This window comes from Bradyrhizobium sp. JHI2711, from assembly GCF_056156565.1.
This window is the reverse complement of the sequence record NZ_JBPZPT010000001.1, coordinates 1,752,184-1,778,715: the sequence shown is the minus strand read 5'-3', so window position 1 is coordinate 1,778,715 and position 26,532 is coordinate 1,752,184. Positions and strand designations below refer to the sequence as shown.

General features: G+C 63.0%; 21 protein-coding genes. 14 read left to right on the top strand and 7 right to left on the bottom strand.

Annotated elements, in window-relative coordinates:
• The first annotated feature begins 46 nt into the window (after nt 1–46).
• Nucleotides 47–1,372 (top strand): Hsp70 family protein, encoded by a 1,326-nt coding sequence (locus ACTEK7_RS08450; RefSeq protein WP_225111765.1) that lies wholly within the window; start codon nt 47–49, stop codon nt 1,370–1,372.
• A gap of 41 nt (nt 1,373–1,413) precedes the next feature.
• Here ACTEK7_RS08450 and ACTEK7_RS08445 read toward each other — a convergent pair whose 3' ends face one another.
• Both ACTEK7_RS08445 and ACTEK7_RS08440 read right to left on the bottom strand, forming a co-directional pair.
• Nucleotides 1,414–1,992: a c-type cytochrome gene (locus tag ACTEK7_RS08445; protein WP_225111766.1), complete on the bottom strand. Its 579-nt coding sequence runs from the start codon at nt 1,990–1,992 to the stop codon at nt 1,414–1,416.
• A 156-nt stretch (nt 1,993–2,148) separates the two neighbouring features.
• A complete protein-coding gene (locus tag ACTEK7_RS08440) occupies nt 2,149–2,592 on the bottom strand; it encodes an SRPBCC family protein (protein ID WP_225111767.1) in 444 nt (147 codons plus the stop codon).
• 260 nt (nt 2,593–2,852) lie between these two features.
• Here ACTEK7_RS08440 and ACTEK7_RS08435 point away from each other — a divergent pair, with 260 nt between their 5' ends.
• Nucleotides 2,853–3,098 (top strand): hypothetical protein, encoded by a 246-nt coding sequence (locus ACTEK7_RS08435; RefSeq protein WP_036005707.1) that lies wholly within the window; start codon nt 2,853–2,855, stop codon nt 3,096–3,098.
• A gap of 109 nt (nt 3,099–3,207) precedes the next feature.
• On the opposite strand, the gene ACTEK7_RS08430 is transcribed toward ACTEK7_RS08435, so the two are convergent.
• Together ACTEK7_RS08430 and ACTEK7_RS08425 are read right to left on the bottom strand one after the other, a co-directional pair.
• Entirely contained in the window at nt 3,208–3,894 is a 687-nt protein-coding gene (locus tag ACTEK7_RS08430) for a hypothetical protein (protein ID WP_225145974.1), read from the bottom strand.
• Nucleotides 3,895–4,176: 282 nt separating this feature from the next.
• A complete protein-coding gene (locus tag ACTEK7_RS08425) occupies nt 4,177–5,154 on the bottom strand; it encodes an AraC family transcriptional regulator (RefSeq protein WP_225145973.1) in 978 nt (325 codons plus the stop codon).
• Nucleotides 5,155–5,538: 384 nt separating this feature from the next.
• Here ACTEK7_RS08425 and ACTEK7_RS08420 point away from each other — a divergent pair, with 384 nt between their 5' ends.
• The 6 genes from ACTEK7_RS08420 (at nt 5,539) to ACTEK7_RS08395 (ending at nt 13,679) form a co-directional block, all read left to right on the top strand.
• Nucleotides 5,539–8,841, top strand: a complete 3,303-nt coding sequence (locus ACTEK7_RS08420; protein ID WP_225145972.1) for an outer membrane protein — start codon at nt 5,539–5,541, stop codon at nt 8,839–8,841.
• Nucleotides 8,842–8,961: 120 nt separating this feature from the next.
• Nucleotides 8,962–9,792, top strand: coding sequence for an outer membrane protein (locus ACTEK7_RS08415; RefSeq protein ID WP_225145971.1), 831 nt, complete (start codon nt 8,962–8,964; stop codon nt 9,790–9,792).
• A 224-nt stretch (nt 9,793–10,016) separates the two neighbouring features.
• Nucleotides 10,017–10,739 carry a GrlR family regulatory protein gene (locus ACTEK7_RS08410; RefSeq protein WP_225145970.1) on the top strand — a complete coding sequence of 241 codons (723 nt, stop codon included), beginning with the start codon at nt 10,017–10,019 and terminating at the stop codon, nt 10,737–10,739.
• 666 nt (nt 10,740–11,405) lie between these two features.
• Nucleotides 11,406–11,792: an alpha/beta hydrolase gene (locus tag ACTEK7_RS08405; protein WP_225145969.1), complete on the top strand. Its 387-nt coding sequence runs from the start codon at nt 11,406–11,408 to the stop codon at nt 11,790–11,792.
• Nucleotides 11,793–12,083: 291 nt separating this feature from the next.
• Nucleotides 12,084–12,911, top strand: coding sequence for an ABC transporter substrate-binding protein (locus ACTEK7_RS08400; protein WP_249786321.1), 828 nt, complete (start codon nt 12,084–12,086; stop codon nt 12,909–12,911).
• A 204-nt stretch (nt 12,912–13,115) separates the two neighbouring features.
• Nucleotides 13,116–13,679 carry a group I truncated hemoglobin gene (locus ACTEK7_RS08395; protein ID WP_036023379.1) on the top strand — a complete coding sequence of 188 codons (564 nt, stop codon included), beginning with the start codon at nt 13,116–13,118 and terminating at the stop codon, nt 13,677–13,679.
• A 432-nt stretch (nt 13,680–14,111) separates the two neighbouring features.
• On the opposite strand, the gene frc is transcribed toward ACTEK7_RS08395, so the two are convergent.
• The 3 genes from frc to ACTEK7_RS08380 form a co-directional block, all read right to left on the bottom strand.
• Nucleotides 14,112–15,389 carry a formyl-CoA transferase gene (frc, locus tag ACTEK7_RS08390; RefSeq protein ID WP_225144004.1) on the bottom strand — a complete coding sequence of 426 codons (1,278 nt, stop codon included), beginning with the start codon at nt 15,387–15,389 and terminating at the stop codon, nt 14,112–14,114.
• Between the two features lie 62 nt (nt 15,390–15,451).
• Nucleotides 15,452–17,185, bottom strand: coding sequence for an oxalyl-CoA decarboxylase (gene oxc / locus ACTEK7_RS08385; RefSeq protein WP_225145968.1), 1,734 nt, complete (start codon nt 17,183–17,185; stop codon nt 15,452–15,454).
• Between the two features lie 76 nt (nt 17,186–17,261).
• Nucleotides 17,262–17,957, bottom strand: coding sequence for a GntR family transcriptional regulator (locus ACTEK7_RS08380; RefSeq protein WP_157282741.1), 696 nt, complete (start codon nt 17,955–17,957; stop codon nt 17,262–17,264).
• A 351-nt stretch (nt 17,958–18,308) separates the two neighbouring features.
• Here ACTEK7_RS08380 and ACTEK7_RS08375 point away from each other — a divergent pair, with 351 nt between their 5' ends.
• The 6 genes from ACTEK7_RS08375 (at nt 18,309) to ACTEK7_RS08350 (ending at nt 26,452) form a co-directional block, all read left to right on the top strand.
• Complete coding sequence (locus ACTEK7_RS08375) at nt 18,309–20,438, top strand: acetate--CoA ligase family protein (RefSeq protein WP_225145967.1); 2,130 nt, start codon at nt 18,309–18,311, stop codon at nt 20,436–20,438.
• Nucleotides 20,439–20,633: 195 nt separating this feature from the next.
• Entirely contained in the window at nt 20,634–21,476 is an 843-nt protein-coding gene (locus ACTEK7_RS08370; protein ID WP_036005661.1) for an IclR family transcriptional regulator, read from the top strand.
• Nucleotides 21,477–21,579: 103 nt separating this feature from the next.
• Nucleotides 21,580–22,548, top strand: a complete 969-nt coding sequence (locus ACTEK7_RS08365; RefSeq protein ID WP_057030060.1) for a Bug family tripartite tricarboxylate transporter substrate binding protein — start codon at nt 21,580–21,582, stop codon at nt 22,546–22,548.
• Nucleotides 22,545–23,030, top strand: a complete 486-nt coding sequence (locus ACTEK7_RS08360) for a tripartite tricarboxylate transporter TctB family protein (protein ID WP_225144001.1) — start codon at nt 22,545–22,547, stop codon at nt 23,028–23,030. The genes ACTEK7_RS08365 and ACTEK7_RS08360 overlap by 4 nt, the downstream gene beginning before the upstream one ends.
• Nucleotides 23,030–24,529, top strand: a complete 1,500-nt coding sequence (locus ACTEK7_RS08355) for a tripartite tricarboxylate transporter permease (RefSeq protein WP_036023341.1) — start codon at nt 23,030–23,032, stop codon at nt 24,527–24,529. Before ACTEK7_RS08360 ends, ACTEK7_RS08355 begins: the two co-directional genes overlap by 1 nt.
• 120 nt (nt 24,530–24,649) lie before the next feature.
• On the top strand, nt 24,650–26,452 hold the full coding sequence (locus ACTEK7_RS08350) for an adenine deaminase C-terminal domain-containing protein (RefSeq protein ID WP_225145966.1): 1,803 nt from the start codon (nt 24,650–24,652) through the stop codon (nt 26,450–26,452).
• Nucleotides 26,453–26,532 lie beyond the last annotated feature (80 nt).

The window sequence follows — 26,532 nt, the reverse complement described above, 5'->3', positions numbered from 1 at the left end:
GCCGTTAGTGCTCTGCCCCCTTTCCAAGCATCATTCAGAGTGGTTCATGTCGAGCGCCTCGCCCGCCGTCTCGATCGGCATCGATTTTGGCACCAGCAACACGGTCGTTGCGCTGGCGGCGGACGACCGACGGGTCGAAGCCATTCGCTTCGACCATGGCGGGCAGCGTCACAGCGTCTACGTGTCGGCGCTGTGCTTCTGGGAGGACCGGCCGGGCGCCGGTGCCCAGGCGGAGGGCGGGCCATGGGCGATCGAGCAGTTTCTCGAAGGACGCCACGTCTACCGTTTCCTGCAATCGTTCAAGACCTTCGCAGCGAGCTCGAGCTTCAACACCACGCAAGTCTTCCGGCAGCGCTACAAATTCGAGGACATCCTGGCGGCGTTCCTGCGCACGCTGGCGCGCCATGGCGGGGACAAGTTCGGCTTCGAGGCGGCGAACATCACGGTCGGTCGCCCTGTGCGCTTTGCCGGCGGCAATCCCGACGAGGCGCTGGCGATGCAGCGCTACCGCGCCGCGTTCGAGCGCTTGGGCGCCGGCCACGCGCGCTATGTCTACGAGCCCGTGGGCGCGGCATTCTCGTTTGCCCGCAGGCTGGAGCGCGATGCCACCGTGCTGGTGGCCGATTTCGGCGGCGGCACCAGCGACTTTTCCGTGATGCGTTTCTCGCGTACGGGCGGCGTTCTTCGCGCCGAGCCGCTCGGCCATGCCGGCATCGGCGTTGCCGGCGACACCTTCGACTATCGCATCGTCGACCACATCGTGTCGCCGCGGCTCGGCAAGGGCTCCAGCTTCCGCTCGTTCGACAAGGTGCTGCCGGTCCCGACCGGGCACTACACGAACCTGGCGCGCTGGCATCAGCTCGCGATGATGAAGAGCAACGGCGATCTGCGCGAGCTCCGCGAGCTCGCGCGCACCGCGCTGAAGCCCGAGCTGCTCGAGGACTTCATCACTATCGTCGATCTCGACCTCGGCTTTGCGCTTTACCGCGCGGTGTCCGACGCCAAGGTGGCGCTCTCGGCGCAGGACGAGGTGGACTTCCGCTTTAGGGGCGGCGGCGTCGACATCGGCGCGGCCATCACGCGGAAGAAATTCGAAGCCTGGATTGCCGACGACATCGCCCGGTTAGGTGCCACCGTCGACAAGGTGCTGGCCGAGGCCCGCATCGCCTCGCGCGAGGTGGAGAAGGTGTTTCTGACCGGCGGCACCTCGTTTGTGCCTGCGGTCCGAAAATTGTTCGCCGACCGCTTCGGCAACGAGCGCCTGATGTCCGGCGACCAGTTCGAGTCGATCGCCTATGGCCTGGCGCTGATCGGGCACAGTCCGGATCCCGAGCGCTGGACGGCAGGCGGTGCACCTGCCGCGAAGGCATAGCAGGCGGCGTTCGGCGTCTGTGCGGCGACGCTGTTCGATCGCTATTTCTGCTGAATTCGGTTCAGGTAGTCGATCACGGCGAGAATCCGAGTCCGCACGACGACCTCCGGGTTCTGCTGCGGCCCTGCCTTTTGCCAGTAATAGGAATCCACGGCGTGAGGCAGGTTGACGATGGGGTTGAACCGCTCGCCCCAGATCGGCATTTCACGGGTGCCGTGCGCCGGGACCGATTTCGACCCATACAGGGTTTCGTAGACGGCGTTGGTGGGAAACACCCCGTTGTTGTTCTTGGTCAGCACGGTCAAGTCGGAAGGCCGGGTCTTGAGCTGGCTGCCGACGGGTCCGTTGCCCCTCGCGTCAGTGCCATGACAGCTCGCGCACGAAGACTGAAATTCCGCCTTGCCGATATCGACGTCTTCGCCCTTGGCGGCGGTGGCGAAACCGGCGGCAAGACCGGCAATGATCAACCATTCGACAGCAGATCGCATCATTTCGCCTCCGACGCGCGCAGGGAAGACGTCTGCTCCTAGCCGCTTCGCCGTCTTGACGGCTTGATGCATATCAAGACTGCACACCAGTGCCGCCGCGTGGGCAAAGGCGCGCTCCGCCGTGCGCGCCATCTGGCAAGTGCCGTTGGGTGGGCAAAGGCGCGCTCTTCGCGCGCCGTGCCCACCATCTTTGCGAGGTTGAGAGACCGTTGGTGGTGGGCACGCTTCCGCCTTCGCTCGTCGAGCTACGGCGGACAAGTCGCTTGGCCCACCCTACCATACTGACCGCTATTCATTGATCTCCGGCTCGACGAGCCTGGCCAGATTACGCAGCGATTCCTGCCAGCCGAGATAGCACGCCTCCGGTGGAATGACGTCGGGGATACCGGCCTGCGTGATGTCGATCTCGGTGCCGACCGAGACTTTCTTCAGGATCACGGTCACCTGGATTTCGCCGGGCAGGTTGGGGTCGTCGAATCTGTCGGTGTAGCGGAGACGTTCGCCCGGCACGAGCTCGAGATATTCGCCGCCGAACGAATGGCTGTTGCCCGTCGTGAAGTTCCGGAACGACATCTTGAACGTGCCGCCGACCTTGGGCTCGAAATGTTGCACGGTGCAGGTAAAGCCGTTCGGCGGAAGCCATTTCGCCATCGCGTCGGCTTCCAGGAAGGCGCGATAGACTTTCTCCGGGCTGGTGGCGAGAACGCGGTGCAGGCGGACGGTATTGGGCATGGTTGTTATCCTCAGTGTTGATGGGCCCGAGCTGGCCTCTATGGCCCATTCATGTCACGAGGACGACCGGGACGTCGCTGATCCGACAGGACTTTGCGGATTTTTTGTCGCGGGTGCCGGGACCGCGAACCCTCATATGCGAGAACCCTGCCTGCGCAGGGACCGCAGAGCGCAGAAGCTCTCTCCTGGTTTAACCGCGCACGTGAGGAACACGGAGCGTATCGGCTTGTTGTTGGCAGTCAGAACAGGAGACAGGTCAGATGATCAAGAAGCTCATGCTGGGCGCAGTGATCGCCTCGATGATGGGATCCACCGCAATGGCGCAACCCAGTCAGCAACAGGGAGGCGCGCAATCCGGGGTGGGCGGAACAAGCGACACCACGAAGAACAATGACAAAACCAAAGGCGGCATGACGACCGGGACCTCGTCGACCGGCACCACGGACGGCTCGGGCAGCAGCACCCCTGGCGGACAATCCTCCAAGAAGAGCTCGACGCCCAAATGAGTTCAGGAGGCGCTCATTGTCGGTCTACGACCAAACGATGGGCGCAAACTTCAAGCCGCGGCAAGGAAGTTCTTTGCGGAGCAGCGGCGCGCTCTTTGATCGGCTCGGCCTAGGCCCCAACGTCATTCGGTGTCATTGTGAACGCCAATCTGTAACGACCTGGCGTCGGACCATCCTGCGCGCCCGCTCTTTGAAGCGATGGCGGCGAGAGCTGTCCGGCGATGACAGCGTCAACCGCATCGATATCGTAACCTGACACCAGAATGATCCAATCGGCGGCACCGTCATTGCCGCGGATTTGCTGTTCAGTGGTGGGCGAACTCGTCTTGGGCGTATCGGTCAGGAGGAGGTGGGCGCCCGTCAGTCCCGGCTTCGAGGCAAGGGCACCGAGCGTATCGAGAAGGCGCGCCTGCAGCTCGGCGGAACGTCCAGAGAGCGGCGACAGCCTGATGGTGGCGAGCGCGCCTGCGATGCCGCCGCCAAAGCTCGCGGCGATCCGGCACTGGCTGCGCACCATGCCGAGATGATGTGGCATCATCTTTGTCGACCACGGTGTCGGCGCATTGAGCCGGTCGAGATATCCCTTCGACGTAAGGACGTCGTAGTGCTCGAGCTCGTAGAGCACGAAGAAGCCCTCGGCGTCCGTCGTGCTGGTCCACCGTGACCCGCGCCGGAAGCCGGGAATGCTCAGCCGCTCGGGAAAGTGCTCGTGCGAATGCCAGTCGCCGAACTCGCTGCGCTGCTCCGGGCGGACGCTCCACCACATCGCGACGGCGGCCTTGCCGAGCAGTGACATGCTGACCTCCCTGCCTTGCGCGGGGCTATCGCATTTGAAAGCTTCTCCTTGCGGCCATCCTTCGAGACGCCCGCTTAGGCGGGCTCTCAGGATGAGGGCGGAGTGCGCGCAGGCCGCCACTAGTCATATGCGATAGCCCTGACTTTCTTGCGGACACTTTGCCTCAACACCAACAGCGGCGGCAAGGTGTCTCCGCCTGGCAAGCCGCAGCCACGACGCGATCGGAGGCGATCATGGTGCGTGGTGGACGCGAGCCAGCGGATCGCGGGACTGCGCGTCCGATCACATCGGCTCGCCGACATCGCGGCGATAATGCCTCGGCGAAGTTCCGAAGCGGCGGCGGAAACAGCGGTTGAAGTAGGACACCTCGTTGAAGCCGCAGGCATAGGCGATATCGCTGATCTTCGATCGGTTGTAGCGGGAATCGAGCAGCATCTTCCGTGCCTTCTGCAACCGCAGCTCGGTGACACGTTCGGTAAAGCTCGATCCGGTCTCCTGCAGCAGTTCCTGGACGTAACGCGGCGAAAGCCCTAACTTGCGTGCAAGTTCGCTCGGCGAAAACGACGGATCAGCGAAACGCCTCCTGATATCTGCGATCACGTCCTGCAGCCGCGCGGCACGCAACCCGCGCCGCGTCGCAAGCTCGGCTGAATCGCCGCGGGCGCCGAGGGCCAGCGCGACCAGATCGATGAGATGCGTGCCGATGTTCTCCTTCAGCACGAGGTCGGCATCGATGTCGGAGTCGATGACGATGGCGAGATAGCGCTCCAGGTGACGCAAGGCCGGCGATGCAGCCAACGGCGTCAAGGCAAGGTCGTCGAAATTCGGCAGCCGCTCGGCCAGCAGCGCGCGCGGCACCGTGATGCCGCGAAAGGCGATCGGCCCATCAAGTTGCGACGCGATCGGCGCGGCGTTGGTATAGAGCATCGCCTCCCCCGCGCCGCGAATGGCTTCGCGGCCTTCCTGCCTGATTAGCGTACTCACACCGTTGAACGTGGTGCCGATGATGTAGTCGCCGCGGGTATCGGCTTCGACGTGACGCTGGGTACGAACTGCCGTCTGAATATTAGCCTCAAGCTGGGTGACCGCGATATCGCCGAGTTTCAGGAATTCCGACCGCGAGTAAAACGGCGCATCGGGAAAGAACGAAATGTCCGCCGCGCACAAATGGTCGGTGAACAGGTCGAGCCACAGCCGCTGGCGCGCACCTTCGTCAAGATGCGCGGGAAGCTGATCCGAAGCGAATACGACCTTGGACATCGTTGCACGGTAAAGTTCAGGTGTAACTTGATACCGCCGCAGAGTTTATCGCGGCGCAAGCGCTACGTGTGCGGTAAAGCGCCGCATTCTGTGCGAGAACCAATTGGCTGCGCGCGCCAGTCTAAGTCGAGCGCGTCGCTGTCAAACTTCGTCATGCTTTGAACGGGCGAATGTATCCACCGAGCAACATGGATTCCGAAAAGGGCAGACGATGCGGAATCGTTCAACTCGGGTGCAGGCCAGGACAAGAAGCCGATGGCCATGACGTGTCAGTAACTTAGCCATCAAACGACGGCGGCAAGGGCGTGGTGCGCTACGCCTTTTGACGGGGCGCGTTCCTGTGGTTTTGGAGCGCCTGCTTTGGAATTGGAATTGGGGGGTGGAGTGAAAAAGCTGACATCACTGACGGGCGCTTCATTGGCTGGCGCCTCGATCATGGTTTCTGCAGGAGCTCTGGCCGCCGACCTCTCTGTGAAGGCGCCACCCCGACCCGCTTGGGTGGATAGCTGGGCGGGGCCTTATATCGGCGCCTATTTCGGCGCGGGTGCCGGACGTGTGACGGAATCCTCGACGGGCCGTTTCGGTAACAGTTCTGTCTCGACAAACGCCGGTGTTGTGACGTCGAGCTCGACCTTGGTCGGAACGACCGCGAGCAATCTTGCGGGCGATGTGACCGGTTCGATGGTCGATCTGTTCGCGGGGTATAATTGGCAGGCCGGGAGTATCGTGGCGGGCGGGCAGGTCGAAGGCACGGTCTTTTCCGATGTCGCGTTGAAGCCGTTCGGCAACGAGACGCTCAACAGCGTCAGCACCAACGTGCTGCTCGGGGCGGTGACCTCGACGGGTACCCGCACGGCGATCGTGCAGAGCAACCAGCAGCTGCGCTCGCGGGTCGGGCTGATCGGCCGGGTCGGTTTTCTCGCGCGTCCGGATCTGCTGCTGTATGGCCTCGGCGGCCTCGAGCTCGGTCACTTTACCTTTGCCGACGGCGCCGATCCTTTCGGCGGTGACAACAACAAATGGGTTGCCGGCTACACGGTCGGCGCCGGCGGCGAGCTGAAGCTGACCGGCAATTGGTCGCTGCGCGGCGAGTATCGGTATCTGAACTTTGGCTTCAACCGGAGCGCAGCCGCCAGCTCAACGGCCAGCTCGGCGACGGGCGCAACCACGTCCGTCTCGACTAGCAGTCAATCCTTTTCGTCACGCATAAATGCTGATTTCCACCTGGCCAAGATCGGTCTGGTCTACCAATTCGGTGATTCCGGGCCGCTGTCCGCAATGGCGGCGATACCTTCGGCAGCACGCGGGTCTTCATTCGCAGGCGCCTGGGGTGACAGCTGGGCCGGCCCCTATATCGGTGCTTACGTCGGCGCCGGCGCCGGGCGGGCAAGGCAGACCTCCACGAGAATCGACGACGAAGGCAATGCCAGCAGTCTCGGCGGGTCGTCGGCGTTCACGCGATCAGGATTCGGCAATCTCGCCGGCGACATGACCGGTTCGATGGCCGATCTGTTCGCGGGCTACAATTGGCGAACCGGCAATGTCGTGGTCGGCGGGCAGATCGAAGGCCCTCTGTTCAGCGACGTCACCACAAGGATGGTCGGCAACGAGGCATACAGCTCGGTGTCGAGCGACAACGGCGTCGTCACCTCGACAGAATCGGGGACGAACAGCATCGAGGACCGGCAGCAATTGCGCTCGAACGTCGGCGTGATCGGCCGGGCCGGTTATCTGGTGACGCCGAATGTGCTGCTGTACGGCCTCGGAGGCCTGGCGCTGGGGCACCTGACCTATCCCGACAATTATCCCGACCCGGAAGCGCAGGTCAGCGACAAGAACGGCAAATGGGTGGCCGGTTATGTCGCGGGCGCGGGCGGCGAGGTCAAGCTGACGGACAGCTGGTCGCTGCGCGGCGAATACCGCTACATGCATTTCGGATATGACCGTAACGAGCCGTCAGGCAACTCGTCGACGTCCGTATCGGGCGGCGGCACCAACACGTCCACCAACAGCACCGTCCACCGGCGGCATATCGATGCCGATTTCCACGTCGGCAAGGTTGGACTGGTTTACCAATTCGGCGCGTCAGGCGCGCGGTCGGCGATGGCGGCACCGCCGGGCCCGGCCTGGAGCGACGGCTGGGCGGGACCCTATATCGGTGCCTATTTTGGTGCCGGTGCCGGACGTGCGGCGGAAACCATCGCAACGAACAACAGCAGGACGAGCACGACCACCAGCGTCGGGACCACGACCTCCACCAGCACTGAATCGGCGCGCGGCCGTCCCGTCGGGGACGTGACGGGCTCGATGGTCGATCTTTTCGCGGGCTACAATTGGCGCGCCGGCAATGTCGTGGCCGGCGGGCAGATCGAAGGCTCGGTGTTCTCCGACGTTACGTTCAACACCATCGGTCCTCAGACATTCACCTCAGTCGACACCTCGAACGGAGCTGTCACCTCGCGGTTCTCGGGCTCGCAAACCGCTGCGAGCCAGGCTCAGCAGCAGCTGCGTTCGAATGTCGGCGTGATCGGCCGGGCCGGTTATCTGTTGACACCGAACGTGCTGCTCTACGGCCTCGGGGGTCTGGCGCTGGGGCATTTCACTAACGCAGACGGGGACTTCAGCCGCGGCGATTCCAGCGGCAAGTGGGTGGCCGGCTACACATTGGGCGCCGGCGGCGAAGTGAAGCTGACAGGCAATTGGTCGCTGCGTGGCGAGTATCGCTATGCGCATTACGGCTTCGACCGCGACGAATCCAGCAAATTCGCATCGAACTCGCAATCGACCGGATCCTCCAGGACCTCTGTGTCCACCGACAGCACCCATCGTCAGATCAATGCCGATTTCCACACCGGGAAGATCGGCATGGTCTACCGGTTCGGTGAAGGCGGACCGCGTTCGGCCATGGCCGCGATGCCTGGCGCGCCCAGCGACCACTGGGCGGGCCCCTATCTCGGCGCCTATTTCGCTGCCGGCGCAGGCCGCGCCCGACAGAACCTCGCCGCGACGGCCGACTCCGCGCAGCAGAATTTCAATGGCGCCGTGCTAACGACGAATGGCGTCGTCAGCACGACGACCCGCGGCAATGCCGTCGGCGACACGATGGGCTCGATGGTCGACCTGTTCGCAGGCTACAATTGGCGAGCCGGCAATGTCGTGGCCGGCGGTCAGATCGAAGGCACGCTGTTCTCCGATGTCGCGTTCAAGACGGTCGGCGAGCAAACGAGGAATACCCGGCAAGTTTCCAACGGTGTCGTGACGACAGGTGTCAATCAGGTGGCGATGCAGGCCAGCGAGCAATTGCGCTCGAACGTCGGCGTGATCGGCCGGGCCGGCTATCTCGTGACCCCGAACTTGATGCTTTACGGTCTCGGCGGCCTGGCGCTGGGCCATTTCACTTTTCCCGATCCCGGCAATTTCGAAGGGCCCAACGGCAAGTGGGTGGCGGGTTATACGGCCGGCGCGGGCGGCGAGTTCAAGCTGACGCAGCGATGGTCATTGCGCGGCGAATATCGCTACATGCACTTCGACATCGACCGCAACGAGACACGGACCAGCTCGAGCACGCAGACCCTGGGCACCACGACCATTTTCAGGTCGAACGCAGACACCTCGTCGCGAAAGACCAGTGCGGATATTCACATTGCGAAGATCGGTGCCGTCTATGGCTTCTGCTATTGCGACTAGGTGCACGGTGGCAAACGCGCATGCAGATGGTGGTTGCGATCACCTCTGTGAAATAGGCGAAAAGCCGCTACTGAATCGTTCCATGGGTGCGCCGCCTCTCGGCGCAATTTGAGGGAAGTCATGAAATCCATTGTCTCTGGTACTCTCCTGCTCTCGGCTCTCTGTCTCTCCCACGCCGCCTTCGCGGCCGATCTTGCCAGGGCCTACACCAAGGCGCCGCCCGCGCCGGTCGCATTCAGCTGGACCGGTTTTTACGCCGGCGTGCATGGCGGTTATGGCTGGAGCGATCCGACCGCGACCTTCGATCCCGGCGCGCTCGCAACCGGGACGGTGCCCGGCTATGTCGTCACGGGCGGGACTGGGCCGTTCACCCTGGATGTGAGCCCCAAGGGCGGATTCGGCGGCGGCCAAATCGGCTATAACTGGCAGTCCGGCACGTTCGTGTACGGTCTGGAAGCGGATGTCAGCGGCGCAGCCATTAAGGAGACGGCGAGCCGCCCCTTCAGCGTCACCGGAACGATCGGCGGCGACAATGGCGCCTTCACCGGCGTGTTCAATCTCAAGCAGGAAATCGATGTCTTCGGCACGGTTCGCGGACGCATCGGCTATGCCGCGAACAACCTGCTGATCTACGGTACCGGTGGCTTCGCCTGGGGTCACGTCAAGAACAGCATCTTCACCTCCAATCTCGCCACGCCGAATATTGCCAACTTCAACGGCTTCTTCCCGGCCCTGACGCGAAGCGCATCCTCGTCGGAGGTCCAGGTGGGTTTCTCCGCGGGTGGCGGCCTGGAATGGGCTTTCGACCCGCGCTGGACATTCAAGGCCGAGTACATCTACATCAATCTCGGAAAGTCGAACGGCAATGCGCTTGCATTCCCCGGCGCGTCCTTCACGGACACCGAGGTTCAGCTTCATACGGCCAAGGGCGGCATCAACTATCGGTTTTGACTGAATGGATTTTGTGGTGCTTAGTGGTGGTAACGCAGGCGCGGCCAGTAGCGAACCATGGGCAGCGCAGAGTAAGTCTGCTCTGCCCCGAACTCGGACGTCAACTTGTTCGGCTATCGCGAGGGCGTCATCGACTCCGATGTCGAAATAATCGAACGGTACTCTCGGTCTTCCGAGACTAGCCGCTGAGCAAAAGAGGAGTCCGAGTCAATCGGTGGTGCCGGATGAACGAGTTATCAAGCACTTTCGACGGCCTCTTCAAAAGTGAATTCTCGATCAATCAAATGGTTGGCCGGAGCGTCACGTACGTGCGCCGGGGCAAGTTGCTGGGCGGCAATTCAGGGTTTGCTCATATAGGGAATTACCATGTCGAGGGGGACTCAATCCGTGTCGATGTGACCAGCCGACGACACAATTTTGGCGCCGATCATCAGTCTTTGCTCGGTTCCGACGTCTCGTCAATTTCCGTCGTCGGAAGGGCGGTTGGTAAGGCCTTTCACTTCGAGGGCAGCTCCCCGCAGGTGCCCGGTGCCGTCTTTCGATCCATCATGACCCCGCTGGATGAAAGCGACCTTCCGGCGCCCGGGATGATTGGTGAAGGTGGCATTTCCAACGGATTGTACTCCATCCATCTGAAAATCCTGGACGGCGTGCCCGGCGGCCTGACTGGGGTGATGCTATTGAACAACGGCCGCATCTTGGGTGGCGATGCCTTCTTCTACTATCTGGGGTCATATTCCTCCTCCAACGGTCGATGGAGAGGGCAGATGGTCAATCAAGAGCATACGCCAGCGCGAGGGGAAGACCCGGTATTCGGCGGACACGAGATTGGAATTGGTTTTTCCGGGACGTGCGATGCGCAGGGCGGTTTCCTCGAGGGCACGGCGCTAGCCGGCAAGCGCAGCATCAGGTTCGAAGCTGATCTGAAATTGATCTGCGCTGCTTAGGGAGCGCGAAAGCCGAGGGCGCAGTTGCCGGGCGACGCTAGAAGATCGGTTTCGCTCGGAGTTGGTCCGTCGGCGTCAATATGCTTAGCACTGAGCGCTGCAAGGGAGGCGAGAAGTGCTCTAAGGAAAAAACGAGTACTACTCTATTGAAGGTGACCTTAGGGCCCATCTCAGTCTGGGGGGTCGGCTGGATTGAGGAGAAGCTGTTCGGCCACTGGACCAACCTGGGCATCTTTATCGGGTGGCTTGTCGGAGTGATGATCGCCTATGGCATAGATCATTTCCGAAATTCGAAACGGGACGTCACCGAGGGGGAGCGCCGGGGAGCCGGAGAGCAGTGAACGTCAGCCTGAAGGGAATGCATCAGCTCCCCTGAGAGGAGTGAAGGCCAGTGAAAGTCGCGTATTGGCTCGTCGCTGACGTCCTTGCGCCTCGCGAGCCTGCGATGCCGCCGCCAAAGCTCGCGGCGATCCGGCACTGGCTGCGCACCATGCCGAGATGATGCGGCATCATCTTCGTCGACCACGGTGTCGGCGCAGTGAGCCGGTCGAGATAGCCAACGAGCACGGACGCCGATGAACCTCATCCTGAGGAGGCGCGTGAGCGCCGTCTCGAAGGACGAGGCGTGCGCGCAGGCCGGCACCAGTCAATGCGAAGGACAGGGCCTTGATCGATCCTGCAAGGGTCGGCCTCGTCGGTTTCTCGCCCGGCGGGGCGACCGGCCTCGTTCTGATGGGGATCGAGCCGGATTTCGCCAGGGTCGCCAGCCTCTGCAAGGAGACGACCGGCATGTGCGCACAGCTTCACAACGGCGAGACGCCGCCCGAGCCGATACAGGACGCGCGCATTCGCGCCGCCGTCATCGTTGATCCCGCACCGGCGACCCTGACGCGAGACACCGCGGACGGTGTAATGCTAAGGGACACGACGAGCGACCATGGTGCGAGCTACGATCTGATTGCAATTAAGCCGGACCGCGCCCCAGTTGACCTCGCCTCCGTGCTGCCGCCGGCCCGTTTATTTGTGCGTGCCACCTGGGGAATACCTGATTAGTTCGGCTGTACTTCTTCCGCTTCTGGCCCTTGGCAGACCTATTGCGGCTTCGTGTTCGACAGCAGCTTTTGACCCGAAGCAGTCATTGCACCCGGTCTCACGAAAAAAGTGCTAAGCTGATCTTCCCACAGGCGTGATCCCTAGAGGGAGCGACGCATGCGACGGCGGGAATTCATAGCCTTCAGCGGTGCCGTAGCAATCCTCCCATATACTGCGGGGGCTCAGGCCCAAGTCCGCCGCGTGGGTGCGCTCCTAGCTAGCCCTCTAAGCAGGCCAATTCTCGAAAGAGTATTGAAGGAGAAAGGATGGCTGTTGGGTCAGAACCTGCTCATAGACTATTGCATAAGCGATGGCGATACTGAGGAGAGCCGCAAGTGCGCGCGCGAATTGATCTCGTTGAAGCCTGATGTCTTGTTCGCGGTTACCAACCCGTCGATGGCGTCACTGCAAGCTGAGGGGTCTAACATCCCGACCGTATTCGCGATGGTCAGCGATCCGATTGGAATGCGCTATGTCGAGACTTTCGCGCGGCCCGGTCGTAATGTTACCGGCTTCACTGCCTTTGTACCATCTCTCGGGGGTAAGTGGGTCTCCCTGCTGAAGGAAATCGCGCCGCAGATTGAGCGGATCGGCGCGATCTACAACCCGGAACCAGGGAATAACTCTGCTGCGTTTCTCGCTTCGATAAAGGCCGCCGCGCAAACCTCCGGAGTGGTTTCGGTGGAGACGCCCCACGGCGATAGCTCCAGCATCGAACGGCTAATCGTATCTCTCCAAGACACGCGGAACGCTGGTCTTGTTTTTCTACCTGACGCACTGACTGCCGCACGACGGAAGGAAATGACCGCGCTTGTTGCTAAGTGCAGGTTGCCCGCGATCTACTTCCTACGACTATTCTGCGATGTAGGGGGTCTTGTTTCGTATGGAGTAAACCTCAATAAAATATATGCAGGCGCGGCATCCTACGTTGATCGAATTTTGCGCGGCGCCAATCCGGCAGACCTGCCAGTGCAAGCTCCGACCGAATTCGAATTCATCATCAACCGCAAGACCGCGAGGGTGCTCGGCTTGGAATTACCCGAAAGCCTCCTAGCCCGCGCCGATGAAGTTATCGAATAGAGAGCCGACTTCCGTTTGTGGCCCATCGCAGACGTCCCGAGCGGCCACACAAGCCAATGTGCGGTGAATCGTTCTTAGCGTGTAACCCCGACGCTTCCATCTTAATCCATCGACCTAAAATTTAATGCCGGAAGAAAGTGACGAATTCTGACCGGCGGCATGCTCCCAACGGATTATCCTGTTGCCTCACCAGAGGAGGTGACCATGGTACAATTTATTCCGACTTCCATCACACGACGAAGCATGGTCGCAGGAATGGCGCTGACCGCCGCCCCGACGACTGCATTGCAGGGAGCGAGTAAGGCATACGCGCAGGCCCAGCAAACCTCGCCTGAGAAAAGTCTGTATGAGCGGCTGGGCGGCGTTTTTGCTATTGCGGCCGTGGTGGATCACTTCAGCGACGCTGTCGTGAAGAATCCCGTCGTGGGCCAGAAGTCCAAGAATCCGCAACTACGAGAATGGCACACCAAGAACCTGACAAGGTTGCCGGGCCTCAAGTTCATGCGGACGCTGTGGGTCTGCGACGTTTCGGGCGGGCCCCTTAAGTTCGCGGCCACCAAGCCTGGCGCGACGCCGCTCGGACTTGAGGAAGCGCACCGCAATCTCAGAATATCTCCGGCAGAGTTCGATGAGGTCGCGGCGGAACTCGGGCGGAGCCTCGACTTTGCCAAGGTCCCTAAGCGCGAGAAAGCCGAGGTGCTGGCTGCGTTTGCCGCGCACAAGGACGAGGTTACCGCCGGGTCTGCGACGGTCGGCAAGCGCGGCTGAAGGGTGATCTTCCCGGTCTTCGCTAGCACCGACTGGCTCCGGCTGGGCGGGCACGTTGGATCGCGCCGCGATCCGTCCAGTTGTGGCCCATGCTGACGTCCCCCGGGCTGACGTCCGATAAGCGCCCTTGGACTCCAGATCTCTGCAGCCCCTTCCGCGAACAGCGTGTGGTCGGGATCCGCTCCGATGTGCAGCAGCCAGCGCCTGATGTGCGCTCCCGGCATGATAGCCACGATGGCATAATACCCCTGTTTTGCCCGACGGGTCAGAAGTTTTTCGTCGAATCAGAAATATCGTTGCGTGCCAACGGGATGGCTACTGTGCATGGGGTTGTTTTCCAGTTTTGATTTTGAGCCTGCGATTGCACGCCTTCACAAGCAAAAGGGGCCGCCCCTTCGGACGGCCCCTTTGGTCTCGTGAAATGTGGTCCGCTTACTCCGCGGCCTGCTTCTGCGGCGGGTCGAGCGCGCCGGACTTGTGGATCTCGGCGACCTGGTGATCGCTGAAGCCGAGCACCGAGCGCAGGATCTCGTCGGTGTGCTCGCCGAGCAGCGGCGATCGCGTCACGTCTGCCGGGCTATCCGACAGCTTGATCGGGTTGCCGACCGAGACGTACTTGCCGCGGGTGGGGTGGTCGACCTCGACCACCGTGCCGGTGGCGCGCAGCGACTGGTCTTCCGCGATCTCCTTCATCGACAGGATCGGGCCGCAGGGGATGTCATCCTTGTTGAGGATCTCCATCGCCTCGAACTTTGTCTTCGTCATCGTCCACTGCTCGATGCGGGCGAAGATCTCATTCAGGCGCGGCAGGCGCGCGGCCGGCTTGGCGTAGTTCGGATCGGTCTTCCAGCTGGGCTCGCCGATCACATCGCAGATCTTCTCCCAGACCGGGGCCTGGGTGATGAAGTAGATGTAGGCGTTGGGATCGGTCTCCCAGCCCTTGCACTTCAGGATGCGGCCGGGCTGGCCGCCGCCGGAATCGTTGCCGGCGCGCGGCACGGCGTCGCCGAACGGCACGCCTTCGCCGAACTGGCTGTATTCCTTCAGCGGGCCGTGGGCGAGGCGCTGCTGGTCGCGCAGCTTGACGCGGCAGAGGTTGAGCACGCCGTCCTGCATCGCGGCAGTGACGCGCTGGCCCTTGCCGCTGTGGGTGCGCTGGTAGAGCGCGGTGACGATGCCGAGCGCGAGGTGCAGGCCGGTGCCGCTATCGCCGATCTGCGCGCCGGTGACGAGCGGGACGCCGTCGCGGAAGCCGGTGGTGGAGGCGGCGCCGCCGGTGCACTGGGCGACGTTCTCATAGACCTTGCAGTCTTCATACGGTCCGGGGCCAAAACCCTTGATCGAGGCGACGATCATCTTCGGGTTGATCGCCTGGATCTTCTCCCAAGGAAAGCCCATGCGGTCGAGCACGCCGGGGCCGAAATTCTCCACCAGCACGTCGCACTTCTTGATCAACTCGGTGAGGACTTCCTTGCCCTTGGGGTTTTTGGTGTCGAGCGTGATCGAGCGCTTGTTGTGGTTGAGCATGGTGAAATACAGGCTGTCCACGTTCGGGATGTCCTGCAGCTGGCCGCGGGTGATGTCACCCACGCCCGGGCGTTCCACCTTGATCACGTCGGCGCCGAACCAGGCCAGCAGCTGCGTGCAGGTCGGTCCTGACTGGACGTGGGTGAAGTCGAGAATGCGAACGCCCTCGAGCGCTTTGGTCATCGTATTGCTCCGTACTCTGTCTGCCCCTGCACCCGGCAGGGAATAAGGGTTGAGGGGTGGACTTACTTCTTCTTCTGCAGAACGCTCTGTGGATTGAGGTTGCCGATGCGGCCGCTCTCCGAGCCGGCGGCCGGATCGATTACCGCGTTGATGAGCGTCGGCTTGCCGGACTTCATGGCGTCGTTGACGGCGCGCTTGAGCTCGTCGGGCGAGGTCGCGTTCACGCCGACGCCGCCAAAGGCTTCCATCATCTTGTCGTAGCGCGCGCCCTTGACGAACACGGTCGTCGCCGGATCGGAGTTGGCGCCGTTGACGTCGGTGCCGCGATAGATGCCGTCATTGTTGAAGATGACGACGCAGATCGGAAGGTTGTAGCGGCAGATGGTCTCGACCTCCATGCCGGAGAAGCCGAACGCCGAGTCGCCTTCCACCGCCAGCACGGGGTGGCCGGTCTCGAGCGTAGCCGCGATCGCCTGGCCCATGCCGATGCCCATCACGCCCCAGGTGCCGACGTCGAGACGCTTGCGGGGCTTGTACATGTCGATGACGCCGCGGGCGAGGTCGAGTGTGTTGGCGCCTTCGTTGACGAGGATCGCCTCGGGATAGTCCTTGATGACGTTCTTCAGCACACCGAGCGCGCCGTGATAATCCATCGGCGATTTGTTGTTCATGAGCTTCGGCGCCATCTTGGCGACGTTCTCTTCGCGCTTGGTCGAAACGGCGTTGGTCCATTCGGCCGGCGGGGCGGTCCAGGATGATCCCATCGCCTGGTTGAAGGCGGAGACCACCGAGCCTACGTCGCCGACGACGGGCGCGACGATCTCGACGTTGGAATCCATCTCCTTCGGCTCGATGTCGACCTGGATGAACTTCTTCGGCGCCTCGCCCCAGCTCTTGCCCTTGCCGTGCGACAGCAGCCAGTTCAGCCGCGCGCCGATCAGCATGACGACATCGGAGTCCTTCAGCACCGTCGAGCGGGCGGCGCCGGCGCATTGCGGATGGGTGTCGGGCAGCAGGCCCTTGGCCATGCTCATGGGCAGGAACGGAACGCCGCTCTTCTCGACGAAGCTCTTGATCTCCTCATCGGCCTGCGCGTAGGCCGCGCCCTTGCCGAGGATGATGAGGGGGCGCTTGGCGCTCTTGAGCACGTCGAGTGCGCGCTTCACGGATGCGGGCGAGGGGATCTGCGCGGGCGCCGCGTCTATCACCTTGACCAGCGACTTCTGGCCGGCCTCGGCGTTCATGACTTGGCCGAACAGTTTTGCCGGCAGGTCGAGATAGACGCCGCCCGGACGGCCTGAGACCGCAGCGCGGATGGCGCGGGCGAAGCCGATGCCGATGTCCTGGGCGTGCAGTACGCGATAGGCCGCCTTGCACAGCGGCTTTGCGATCGCAAGCTGGTCCATCTCCTCGTAGTCGCCCTGCTGGAGGTCGACGATCTCGCGCTCGGAAGAGCCGGAGACCAGGATCATCGGATAGCAATTGGTGGTGGCGTGGGCGAGGGCGGTGAGACCATTGAGGAAGCCGGGCGCCGACACCGTGAGGCAGACGCCGGGCTTCTTGGTGAGATAGCCGGCGATGCCGGCGGCGTAGCCGGCGTTCTGCTCGTGACGGAACGAGATCACGCGAATACCCGCGGCCTGCGCCATGCGGCCCAAATCCGTGATCGGGATGCCCGGCACATTATAGATGGTGTTGATGCCGTTCAGCTTGAGCGCGTCGATGACGAGATGGAAGCCATCCGTCAGTTCCTGCTCGGTGCCCGGTGCTTCGGACTTGGTCGCGGTATTCAGCATGGGCCTTGTCTCCCTGGTCTCAAGGTCGTTGGGGCGAGTTGTTCGCCCTTCTGGTGAACGTTGCTTAAGTGAACAGTTACGTAAACAGTTCTTGGCCGTGCGCTTCGACGTAAGCGGCAAGGCCGAGGGTGTGATCGCGGGCGCGCTTCTCGGCAAGCTCGGTGTCGCGCGCTTCCAGCGCCTCGATGATGCCGAGATGCTCGGGCAGTGACGTCGCGGTGCGGTCCTTGCGTCCGATGGTCAGCTGGCGATAGCCGCGCACGTGCAAGAGCAGGTCGTTGGTGAGATCGACCAGCACCGGCGATTCCGACAGCGAGATCAGCGCCTGGTGGAAGGCGATGTTGGCGCGCGAATATTCCTCGACGTGATCCTCGGGCAGTCGGTCCTTGCCGAAATCCTTGAAATAGTCGCGCAGCGCCGTGATGTCCTTCTTGCGCGCGGTGGTGGTGATGAGGCGGGCGGCCATGCTCTCCAGCGCCGCCCAGGCGCGGATCATGTCGACGATCTCGCTCTTGGTCCTGCGCACCACCATGATGCCGCGGCGGGGCACGGTCTTCACGAAACCGTCCTGCTCCAGCATCGCGATGGCCTCGCGGATCGGCGTGCGGCTGACGCCAAGCCTCTCAGACAATGCGCGCTCGTCGAGCATCACCGGCTCGGGCGTCGAGTAGATGTCCATCTTGAGGATGGCTTCCTTCAAGGCGTCATACGCCTTGTTCTTGAAGCTGCTCTCCGGGGCAATACGAACGATTGCGATGTCTGCCTCGGCCATGTTCGGCAACGCCTTGGTTGGTTTCCGTAGTGACACGACGAATCTCCTCCAGTGGGGAGTCGTCTTTTACAGGAATATTAACTGGAAAGTTTTTGGCATACCACATGCCAGAATGTCAAGCTGCCTATTTTTTGCGGCCTTCTAGGCCATGCACCAGCTTGACAAGTTGGCTTCTGGCATACCAAATGCCATCGCCAGCCATTTTTGATCCATGCCGGCGGAGTAGTCTTGAGGCTTATGCCACTCCGTACCGCCGCATGGAACAGAGCGCGGCGAATGGCAAGCATCATGGGCAGCCGCAAACACGCGCGCGCTTTGAAAAGAACGAACTGAGGTCAAGGGAGAAGCCACATGTCCAATTCCAAAGATGCCGTCCGCAAGGTGCTTGACCAGGTCAAGGCGGACAATCGCACCAGCCTGACGGCCCCGGAAGGCAAGCTGGTCTGCGACGCCTACGGCATTCCGGTGCCGAAGGAGGGCGTGGCCAAGTCGGCGGGCGAGGCCGGCAAGATGGCTTCGTCCATGGGCTTCCCCGTCGTGATGAAGATCGTCTCGCCGGACATTCTCCACAAAACCGAAGCCGGCGGCGTCATCGTCGGCCTCAAGACGACCGAGGAGGCTGAGAAGGCCTACGAGACCATCCTCGGCAACGCAAAGAAATATAAGTCCGATGCCAAGATCGAAGGTGTGCAGGTGCAGCAGATGTTGGCCGGCGGAACCGAGGTCATCGTCGGCTCGATCACCGACGGCTCGTTCGGCAAGCTGGTCGCCTTCGGCCTCGGCGGCGTGCTCGTCGAGGTGCTCAAGGACATCACCTTCCGCCTCACGCCGGCGACCAAGGAAGACGCGCTCTCGATGCTCGACGGCATCCAGGCGCACGAGATCCTGAAAGGCGTGCGCGGCGGCGAGCCGGTGAACCGCAACGCGCTCGCCGACGTCATCGTCAAGGTCTCGCAGCTCGTCACCGATTTCCCTGAGATCGTCGAGCTCGACCTCAACCCGGTGTTCGCGACGCCGAAGGATGCCACGGCCGCAGACGTCCGCATCGTGGTCGACTTCGCCTACAAGCCCAAGCCGAAGCCGCGTCCGACCGATGAGATCGTCGCGGCGATGAACCGCATCATGCAGCCGAAGGCGGTCGCCGTGGTCGGCGCCTCCGCGGAGGACGGCAAGATCGGCAATTCCGTGATGAAGAACCTCATCAACGGCGGCTACAAGGGCGAGATCTATCCGATCCATCCCAAGGCCGCCGAGATCCTCGGCTACAAGGCCTACAAGAGCGTCAAGGACGTGCCTGGTGTGATCGACGTCGCGGTGTTCGCAATCCCCGCGAAATTCGTCGCGGCCGCGCTGACCGAATGCGGCGAGAAGAAGATCCCGGGCGCGGTGCTGATCCCGTCGGGCTTCGCTGAAGCCGGTGCGCCGGAGCTGCAGGCCGAGATCGTCGAGGTCGGCAAGAAGTACGACATCCGTCTGATGGGGCCGAACATCTACGGCTTCTATTATACGCCCGCCAATCTCTGCGCGACCTTCTGCACCGCCTATGACGTCAAGGGCCATGCGGCGCTGTCGTCGCAGTCGGGCGGCATCGGCATGGCCATCATCGGCTTCTCGCGCTCGGCCAAGATGGGCGTGTCCGCGATCGTCGGCCTCGGCAACAAGTCCGATATCGACGAGGACGATCTGCTCGCCTTCTTCGAGCAGGACCCGAACACCAATCTGATCGCCCAGCACTGCGAAGACCTCAAGGACGGCCGCGCCTTCGCGGAAGCCGCAAAGCGCGTGTCCAAGAAGAAGCCGGTGGTGGTGCTCAAGGCCGGCCGGACCTCGGCCGGCGCGAAGGCGGCGTCGTCCCACACCGGCGCGCTCGCCGGCAACGATCGCATCTATGAGGACGTGTTCAAGCAGTCCGGCGTGATCCGTGCCCGCTCACTTCGCCAGTTGCTCGAATTCGCCCGCGGCGTACCGGTGCTGCCGACGCCGAAGGGCGAGAACGTTCTCATCATCACCGGTGCCGGCGGCTCGGGCGTGCTGCTGTCGGACTCCTGCGTCGATAACGGCCTGTCGCTGATGTCGATGCCGCCGGATCTCGATGCGGCCTTCCGCAAGTTCATCCCGCCGTTCGGTGCTGCCGGCAATCCCGTGGATATCACCGGCGGCGAACCGCCGATCACCTACGTCAACACCGTGAAGCTCGGCCTGTCGGATGAGCGCATCCACGCGCTGATCCTCGGCTATTGGCACACCATCGTCACGCCGCCGATGGTGTTCGCTCGCAACATGGTCGAGGTGAAGAAGGAGATGGAGGCCAAGGGTTTTGTGAAGCCGATGGTTGCCTCGCTCGCTGGCGACGTCGAGGTCGAGGAGGCCGCCGAATATCTCTATCAGAACGGCATCCCGGCTTACGCCTATTCGACCGAGCTACCGGTCGAGGTGCTTGGCGCCAAGTACAAGTGGGCGCGCGGGGCAGGGCTGCTCTGAGCTTGCGTTCACCTCTCCCCGCTTGCGGGGAGAGGCCGGAATTTGCACAGCAAATTCCGGGCGAGGGGGAGCTTCCGCGAGTCCAATTGCCACTGTCCTTGCGGAAGCTCCCTCTCACCCTGACCCTTTCAGAGCGAGCGTTGCTCGTCTCGGCCCCGCAAGCGGGAGAGGGGAAGAGAAGAAATGCAGGTCGCGATGAGCAAGAACGTGATCCGGCGCAAATCGCTCGAGCCCAAATCGGCCTCGGAGGCCGATCACGAGAGCCGCGACGGTGGCGTGCAATCGGTCGACCGCGCGCTGTCGATCATCGAGACGCTGGCCGAGGACGACGAAGGCTATCGTCTGAGCGATCTCGCGATCCGCACCGGCCTGTCGGCGTCCACCGTGCACCGGCTGCTCGCAACGCTCGAAAGCCGCCGCTTCGTGCAGTTCGACCGTGGCGAATCCAAATGGCATGTCGGGGTGCGCAGCTTCACGGTCGGCGCCAGCTTTGCGCGGCGACGCAATTTCTCCGCACAGGCGATTCCATATTTGCGCAAGCTGCGCGATCTCACCCGCGAGACGGCCAATCTCGCCGTGGTCGACGATGAGTTCATCATCGTGCTGACCCGTATGGAAAGCCGCGAGATCATGCGCTCGCTGACCAAGGTCGGTGGCCGCGTCCCCATGGTGACCTCCGGCGTCGGCAAGGCGGTGCTCGCAACCTATTCAGACGAGGATGTCGGCGCCGTCATCCGCCATCACGGCATGCCCCGCCTGACCGAGAAGTCGATCGTGCGGCCGAGCGACCTGTTCAGGGAGCTCGAGAAAATCCGCAAACAGGGCTTTGCTGTTGACGATGAGGAGGCGCAGATCGGGCTACGCTGCGTCGCCGCGGTGGTATACAACTCACTGGCTGAACCGCTTGCCGCGATCTCCGTATCCGGCATGACCAGCCGCGTTACCGACGAACGGTTGCCGGAGATCGGGCAGATCGTCCGGGAAGTTGCGGCCGAATTGACGGCCGCGCTTGGCGGGGTGATCCCAGCGCCCCGCTAAAAGGACTCTTGGGGATCTCACTGGACAGCATCGGCCGTTTTGGCTGATATGCGACCAAACGACACAATGCGGCAAACGTCCGCATGAGCCTGGAGATGCCCTCATGTTCCGATTTCTCGCGCGCCTTGTCGGCGCAGCCGTCGCGTTGACCCTCGCGGCAGCCAATCCGGGTTTTGCCCAGCAGCTCGAGCTCAAGCTGATGGCGCCGGCGGCTCCGGGCGGAGGCTGGGACCAGACCGCGCGCTCGATGCAGCAGGCGCTGGTGGCTGCGGGCGTCGCCCGCAGCGTGCAGGTCACCAATGTTCCCGGTGCAGGTGGCAGCGTCGGCATCGCGCAGTTCGTCAACGGCGCCAAGGGCGACGGCAACCAGATGATGGTCAACGGCTTCGTCATGGTCGGCGCGCTCGCCATGAACAAGTCGCCGGTGACGCTGGAGCAGGTGACGCCGATCGCGCGCCTGACCGAGGAAATCCAGGTGATCGTGGTTCCCGCGAACTCACCGATCAAGACTGCGCAGGATCTGGCCGCCGCGGTGAAGGCCGATATCGCCAAGGTCACCTTTGCCGGCGGTTCGGCCGGCGGCGTCGACCATGTGATGGCGGCCTTGTTCGCCGGCGCCGTCGGTGCCGACGCCAAGAAGATCAATTACATCCCGTTCTCCGGAGGCGGCGAGTCGCTGGCGGCGATCCTCGGCGGCAAGGTCACCGCGGGCATTTCGGGGCTCAGCGAATATGAAGGGCAGATCAAGTCCGGCAAGCTGCGCGCGATCGGCGTGACCTCGGAGAAGCGCATCGCAGGCAGCGACATCCCCACGTTCAAGGAGCAGGGCATCGACCTCGTGATCGCCAATTGGCGTTCGGTGGTCGCGCCTCCCGGCATCACGCCGGAGCAGCGCAAGACCTTGAGCGATGCGGTCGAGAAGATGGTGAAGTCTGACGCCTGGAAGGAGATCCTCAAGCAAAAAGGCTGGGAGGACGCCTATCTGGGCGGCGACGCTTTTGCCGACTTCCTGAAGAAGGAAACGGCCCGGGTCACCGACGTGCTGAAATCGGTCGGCTTGGTCAAGTCATGACCTCGGGCGATCCCGTCCAGCCGCCGCGGCGCGTCGACCGCGCCGGCCTCGTCATCGCGGCATCGCTTGCGGTGCTCGCCGCCGTGCTGGTCTGGGACGCGCGCGGCCTGCAATCCGCCGCGATGTACGGGATGGGGCCGGAGGCGATGCCGGTCGTGGTCGCCTGCGGCCTTGCGCTGCTTGCGATCGGCAATTTCGTCGATGCACTGCGCGGCAACCTGCCGGCACGCGAAAGCGCCGATCCCGTGCCTGTGGTTCTGATCCTCGTCGGTCTGGCGCTGCTGATCGCCATCATCGGCTTTGGCGGCGGCTTCATCCTGGCGACCTCGGCCCTGTTCGTGACGACCTCGGCGGCCTTCGGACGCCGTGCCATCCTCATCGACGCCATCATCGCTCTCGTGATGTCGACCCTCATCTATCTCGCGTTCGACCGGTTGTTGACGCTGAGCCTGCCTGCCGGCCCGCTGGAGCGACTGCTGTGATGGATACCTTTGCCGCGCTGGCTCACGGCATGGCGGTCGCCGTCCAGCCGATGAACCTGCTTTACGCGCTGATCGGCGTGTTCCTCGGCACGGCCGTGGGCGTTCTGCCCGGCATCGGCCCGGCATTGACGGTCGCGCTGCTGCTGCCAGTGACCTACAAGCTCGACCCCGGCGGTTCGCTGATCATGTTCGCCGGCATCTATTATGGCGGCATGTACGGCGGATCGACCACAGCGATCCTCATCAACACGCCGGGTGAAAGCGCCTCGATGGCGACCGCGCTCGAAGGCAACAAGATGGCCAAGGCCGGCCGCGGCGGGCCGGCGCTTGCGACCTCCGCAATTGGTTCCTTCGTCGCCGGCACCATCGCCACCATTGGCTTGGCTTTCCTTGCGCCATGGCTGGTCGATGTCGCCGTGCGCTTCGGTCCGGAGGATTATTTCGCGCTGATGTGCGTTGCCTTCGTCACGGTGTCGGCGACCTTCGGCGATTCCCCAATCCGCGGCCTGACCAGCCTGTTCATCGGTCTGACGCTCGGTCTCGTCGGCATCGACAAGTTGACCGGTCAGGCGCGGCTTGCGTTCGGCGTTCCTGAATTGCTCGACGGCGTTGAAGTCACAACGCTCGCGGTCGGCCTGTTCGCGGTGGGCGAGGCACTCTACGTCGCATCGCGCCGCCACCACACCGAGGAGAAGCTGGAGCCGGTGCGCGGCTCGCTGTGGATGACCAAGGAGGACTGGAAGCGGTCTTGGAAGCCATGGCTGCGCGGGACCATGTTCGGTTTCCCGATCGGTGCGCTCCCGGCCGGCGGCGCGGAGATCCCGACCTTCCTGTCCTATTCGACCGAGAAGCGGCTGACGAAGCATCCCGAAGAATTCGGCAAGGGCGCGATCGAAGGGGTCGCCGGCCCCGAAGCCGCCAACAACGCCTCCGCCGCCGGCACGCTGGTGCCGCTGCTGACGCTAGGCCTGCCGACCTCGGCGACCGCCGCGATGATGCTGGCGGGCTTCCAGCAATACGGCCTCAATCCGGGCCCGCTGCTGTTCGCCGAGCGGCCCGACCTCGTGTGGGGTCTGATCGCAAGTCTTTTCATCGCCAACATGATGCTGCTGGTGCTCAACCTGCCGCTGGTCGGCCTATGGGTGCGGCTGCTCGCGATCCCGCAGCCCTGGCTCTATGCCGGCATCCTCGTGTTCGCGACCATGGGCACCATCGCGGCAAAGCCGTCGGTGGTGGAATTGTCGATGCTGGCCGGTTTCGGCGTGCTCGGCTTCCTGATGCGCCGGTTCGATTTCCCGATCGCGCCCGTCGTCGTCGGCCTGATCCTGGGCCCGATTGCCGAAAGCCAGCTGCGCCGCGCGCTCGCGATCAGCCTCGGCGATCCCATGACGCTGCTGCAGAGCCCGATCTCGGCGACGCTCCTCGGCGTCGCGCTGATCGCGCTGGTGGCACCCTTCGTCTTGAAGGGGCTCGGGCGGTTCAAGGCGAATGAGGACTAGCGGAACTCATCAACGGCCAGTTTGCCCAATGCGTAAGCAAAGGTGCCGTTTTATTTGAGTTGCCCCTGCCGCCGTCGGGGGCAACCATCGCTGGGCTGTCCAATATCCGTGAGAGCCCCGATGACCAAACTCACCCGCTTCACCGTTGCTCCCCTGCACAGCATGACGCGGCGCTTGGCCGATGTTGCGTCGGCCCGCGTCGCGCCGGATCTCGTCGTCACGGGGGCGCGGGTGCTCTCGACCTATTCGGAGCGCATTCATCAGGGGCGGGAAGTCTGGATCACAGGCGGCCGCATCGCGGCGGTGAAACCGGCAGGCACAGCCAAGAAAGCCTGGAGCGATGTTCCGCTGTATGACGCCGCCGGTGGCATCATCGCGCCCGGCCTCGTCGATCCGCACATCCACATCGAATCCTCGATGGTGACGGCCTGCGCCTATGCCGAGGCTGCGTTGCTGAACGGCACCACCACGATCTTCTGCGACAGCCACGAGATCGGCAACGTCATGGACGTCGCCGGTGTGGAGGCGATGCTGGAAGATGCGCGCGAGGCGCCGCTGTCGATCTTCTTGACCGTGCCGAGCACGGTTCCCGCGACCTCGGCTGAACTGGAGACGGCGGGCGGCGACCTCACGCCGGACAAAATCGCCGGTCTGTTCGATCGCTGGCCCGAAGCGGTGGCGCTTGGCGAGAAGATGGATTTCGTGCCTGTCACGATGGGCGACGAGCGCAGCCATGCCATCCTCTCCGCAGCCTTGAAGCGGGGGCGTCCCGTTTCCGGGCATGTCTACGGCCGCGAATTCGTTGCGGCCTATGCGGCATCCGGCGTCACCGACACCCATGAGGCGATCGACCGCGACATCGCCGATGACCTGCTCGATGCCGGCGTCTGGGTGTTTTTGCGCGGGGGACCGCCGACTACGCCCTGGCACTCGCTGCCGCAAGCGATCCGAACAATCACCGAGCTCGGGGCCTCGCACAAACGCACCGCCGTGTGCACGGACGATCGTGACGCCGATGATCTCCTGCTGTTCGGTCTCGACTGGGTCGTGCGGGAAGCCGTGAAGGCGGGGATGTCGCCCGAGCAGGCCTGGTCAATGGGCTCTCTGCATGGCGCGACCCGCTTCGGGATGGAAGGCGATATCGGCGGGCTTGGCGGCGGCCGCCGCGCCGATCTCGTGCTGATGGACGATCAGCTCGAGCCACAATGCACCTGGTATGGTGGCGAGCTCGTGGTCGAGCACGGCAAGATCACCCCGCGTCTCGATCAGGCGCTGTCGCATCGCTACCAATATCCCAAGGGAGCCTATGCGACCGTCAAGCTGCCGCAGACGATGAAGCTGACGCCCGAATTGCCGGCCAAGGCCTGCGCCGTCAACGCCATCAAGACCGCGCTGCCTGGCATCACGCTGATCCACGAGAAGGTCGCGATCGAACCCGCAAAAGACTGGCCGTCGCTGTTCGCGCGCTATGGCCTCTGCTTCGTCGCGGTGGTCGAGCGTCATGGCCAATCCGCGGGCAACGTCGCCCATGGCCTCTTGAAGGATTTCGGCCTGAAGCGCGGCGCGGTCGCCTCCAGCGTCGGACACGACAGCCACAATCTCATCGTCGCTGGCACCAACGAGGGCGACATGCAGGTCGCCATCGCCGCCATCAAGGAGCGGCAGGGCGGCGTCTGCGTCGTCGCCGACGGCGAGGTGAGGGCGCTGGTTCCGCTGCCGATCGCAGGACTCCTGTCCGACAAGCGTGTCACCGAAGTGGCGGAAGAGGTGAAGGTGCTGAAGAAGGAATGGGTCGAGGCCGGCTGCACCATCCCGTACATGGGCTTCAATTTGATTCCGCTATCGGTCATTCCGGAAATTCGCATCACCGATAAGGGACTCGTGCTGGTGCCGCAGATGCAGCTGGTGCCGCTGTTCGAGTGAGCTGCTTTCACGCATCTGTTGATCTAACCGATTGACACGTCCACGATTTTCTCGTGGTTGCCGCATCGTGGAAAATAAAA

What these genes read in the sequence shown, in the direction of transcription:
- ACTEK7_RS08365 (WP_057030060.1), top strand. Translation starts at nt 21,580, where the DNA reads ATGTTCCGATTTCTCGCGCGCCTTGTCGGCGCAGCCGTCGCGTTGACC.
- ACTEK7_RS08415 (WP_225145971.1), top strand. Translation starts at nt 8,962, where the DNA reads ATGAAATCCATTGTCTCTGGTACTCTCCTGCTCTCGGCTCTCTGTCTC.
- ACTEK7_RS08395 (WP_036023379.1), top strand. Translation starts at nt 13,116, where the DNA reads ATGGTACAATTTATTCCGACTTCCATCACACGACGAAGCATGGTCGCA.
- ACTEK7_RS08425 (WP_225145973.1), bottom strand. Translation starts at nt 5,154, where the DNA reads ATGTCCAAGGTCGTATTCGCTTCGGATCAGCTTCCCGCGCATCTTGAC.
- ACTEK7_RS08440 (WP_225111767.1), bottom strand. Translation starts at nt 2,592, where the DNA reads ATGCCCAATACCGTCCGCCTGCACCGCGTTCTCGCCACCAGCCCGGAG.
- ACTEK7_RS08350 (WP_225145966.1), top strand. Translation starts at nt 24,650, where the DNA reads ATGACCAAACTCACCCGCTTCACCGTTGCTCCCCTGCACAGCATGACG.
- frc (WP_225144004.1), bottom strand. Translation starts at nt 15,389, where the DNA reads ATGACCAAAGCGCTCGAGGGCGTTCGCATTCTCGACTTCACCCACGTC.
- oxc (WP_225145968.1), bottom strand. Translation starts at nt 17,185, where the DNA reads ATGCTGAATACCGCGACCAAGTCCGAAGCACCGGGCACCGAGCAGGAA.
- ACTEK7_RS08445 (WP_225111766.1), bottom strand. Translation starts at nt 1,992, where the DNA reads ATGGCGCGCACGGCGGAGCGCGCCTTTGCCCACGCGGCGGCACTGGTG.
- ACTEK7_RS08375 (WP_225145967.1), top strand. Translation starts at nt 18,309, where the DNA reads ATGTCCAATTCCAAAGATGCCGTCCGCAAGGTGCTTGACCAGGTCAAG.
- ACTEK7_RS08430 (WP_225145974.1), bottom strand. Translation starts at nt 3,894, where the DNA reads ATGTCACTGCTCGGCAAGGCCGCCGTCGCGATGTGGTGGAGCGTCCGC.
- ACTEK7_RS08410 (WP_225145970.1), top strand. Translation starts at nt 10,017, where the DNA reads ATGAACGAGTTATCAAGCACTTTCGACGGCCTCTTCAAAAGTGAATTC.
- ACTEK7_RS08370 (WP_036005661.1), top strand. Translation starts at nt 20,634, where the DNA reads ATGAGCAAGAACGTGATCCGGCGCAAATCGCTCGAGCCCAAATCGGCC.
- ACTEK7_RS08360 (WP_225144001.1), top strand. Translation starts at nt 22,545, where the DNA reads ATGACCTCGGGCGATCCCGTCCAGCCGCCGCGGCGCGTCGACCGCGCC.
- ACTEK7_RS08435 (WP_036005707.1), top strand. Translation starts at nt 2,853, where the DNA reads ATGATCAAGAAGCTCATGCTGGGCGCAGTGATCGCCTCGATGATGGGA.
- ACTEK7_RS08355 (WP_036023341.1), top strand. Translation starts at nt 23,030, where the DNA reads ATGGATACCTTTGCCGCGCTGGCTCACGGCATGGCGGTCGCCGTCCAG.
- ACTEK7_RS08450 (WP_225111765.1), top strand. Translation starts at nt 47, where the DNA reads ATGTCGAGCGCCTCGCCCGCCGTCTCGATCGGCATCGATTTTGGCACC.
- ACTEK7_RS08380 (WP_157282741.1), bottom strand. Translation starts at nt 17,957, where the DNA reads ATGGCCGAGGCAGACATCGCAATCGTTCGTATTGCCCCGGAGAGCAGC.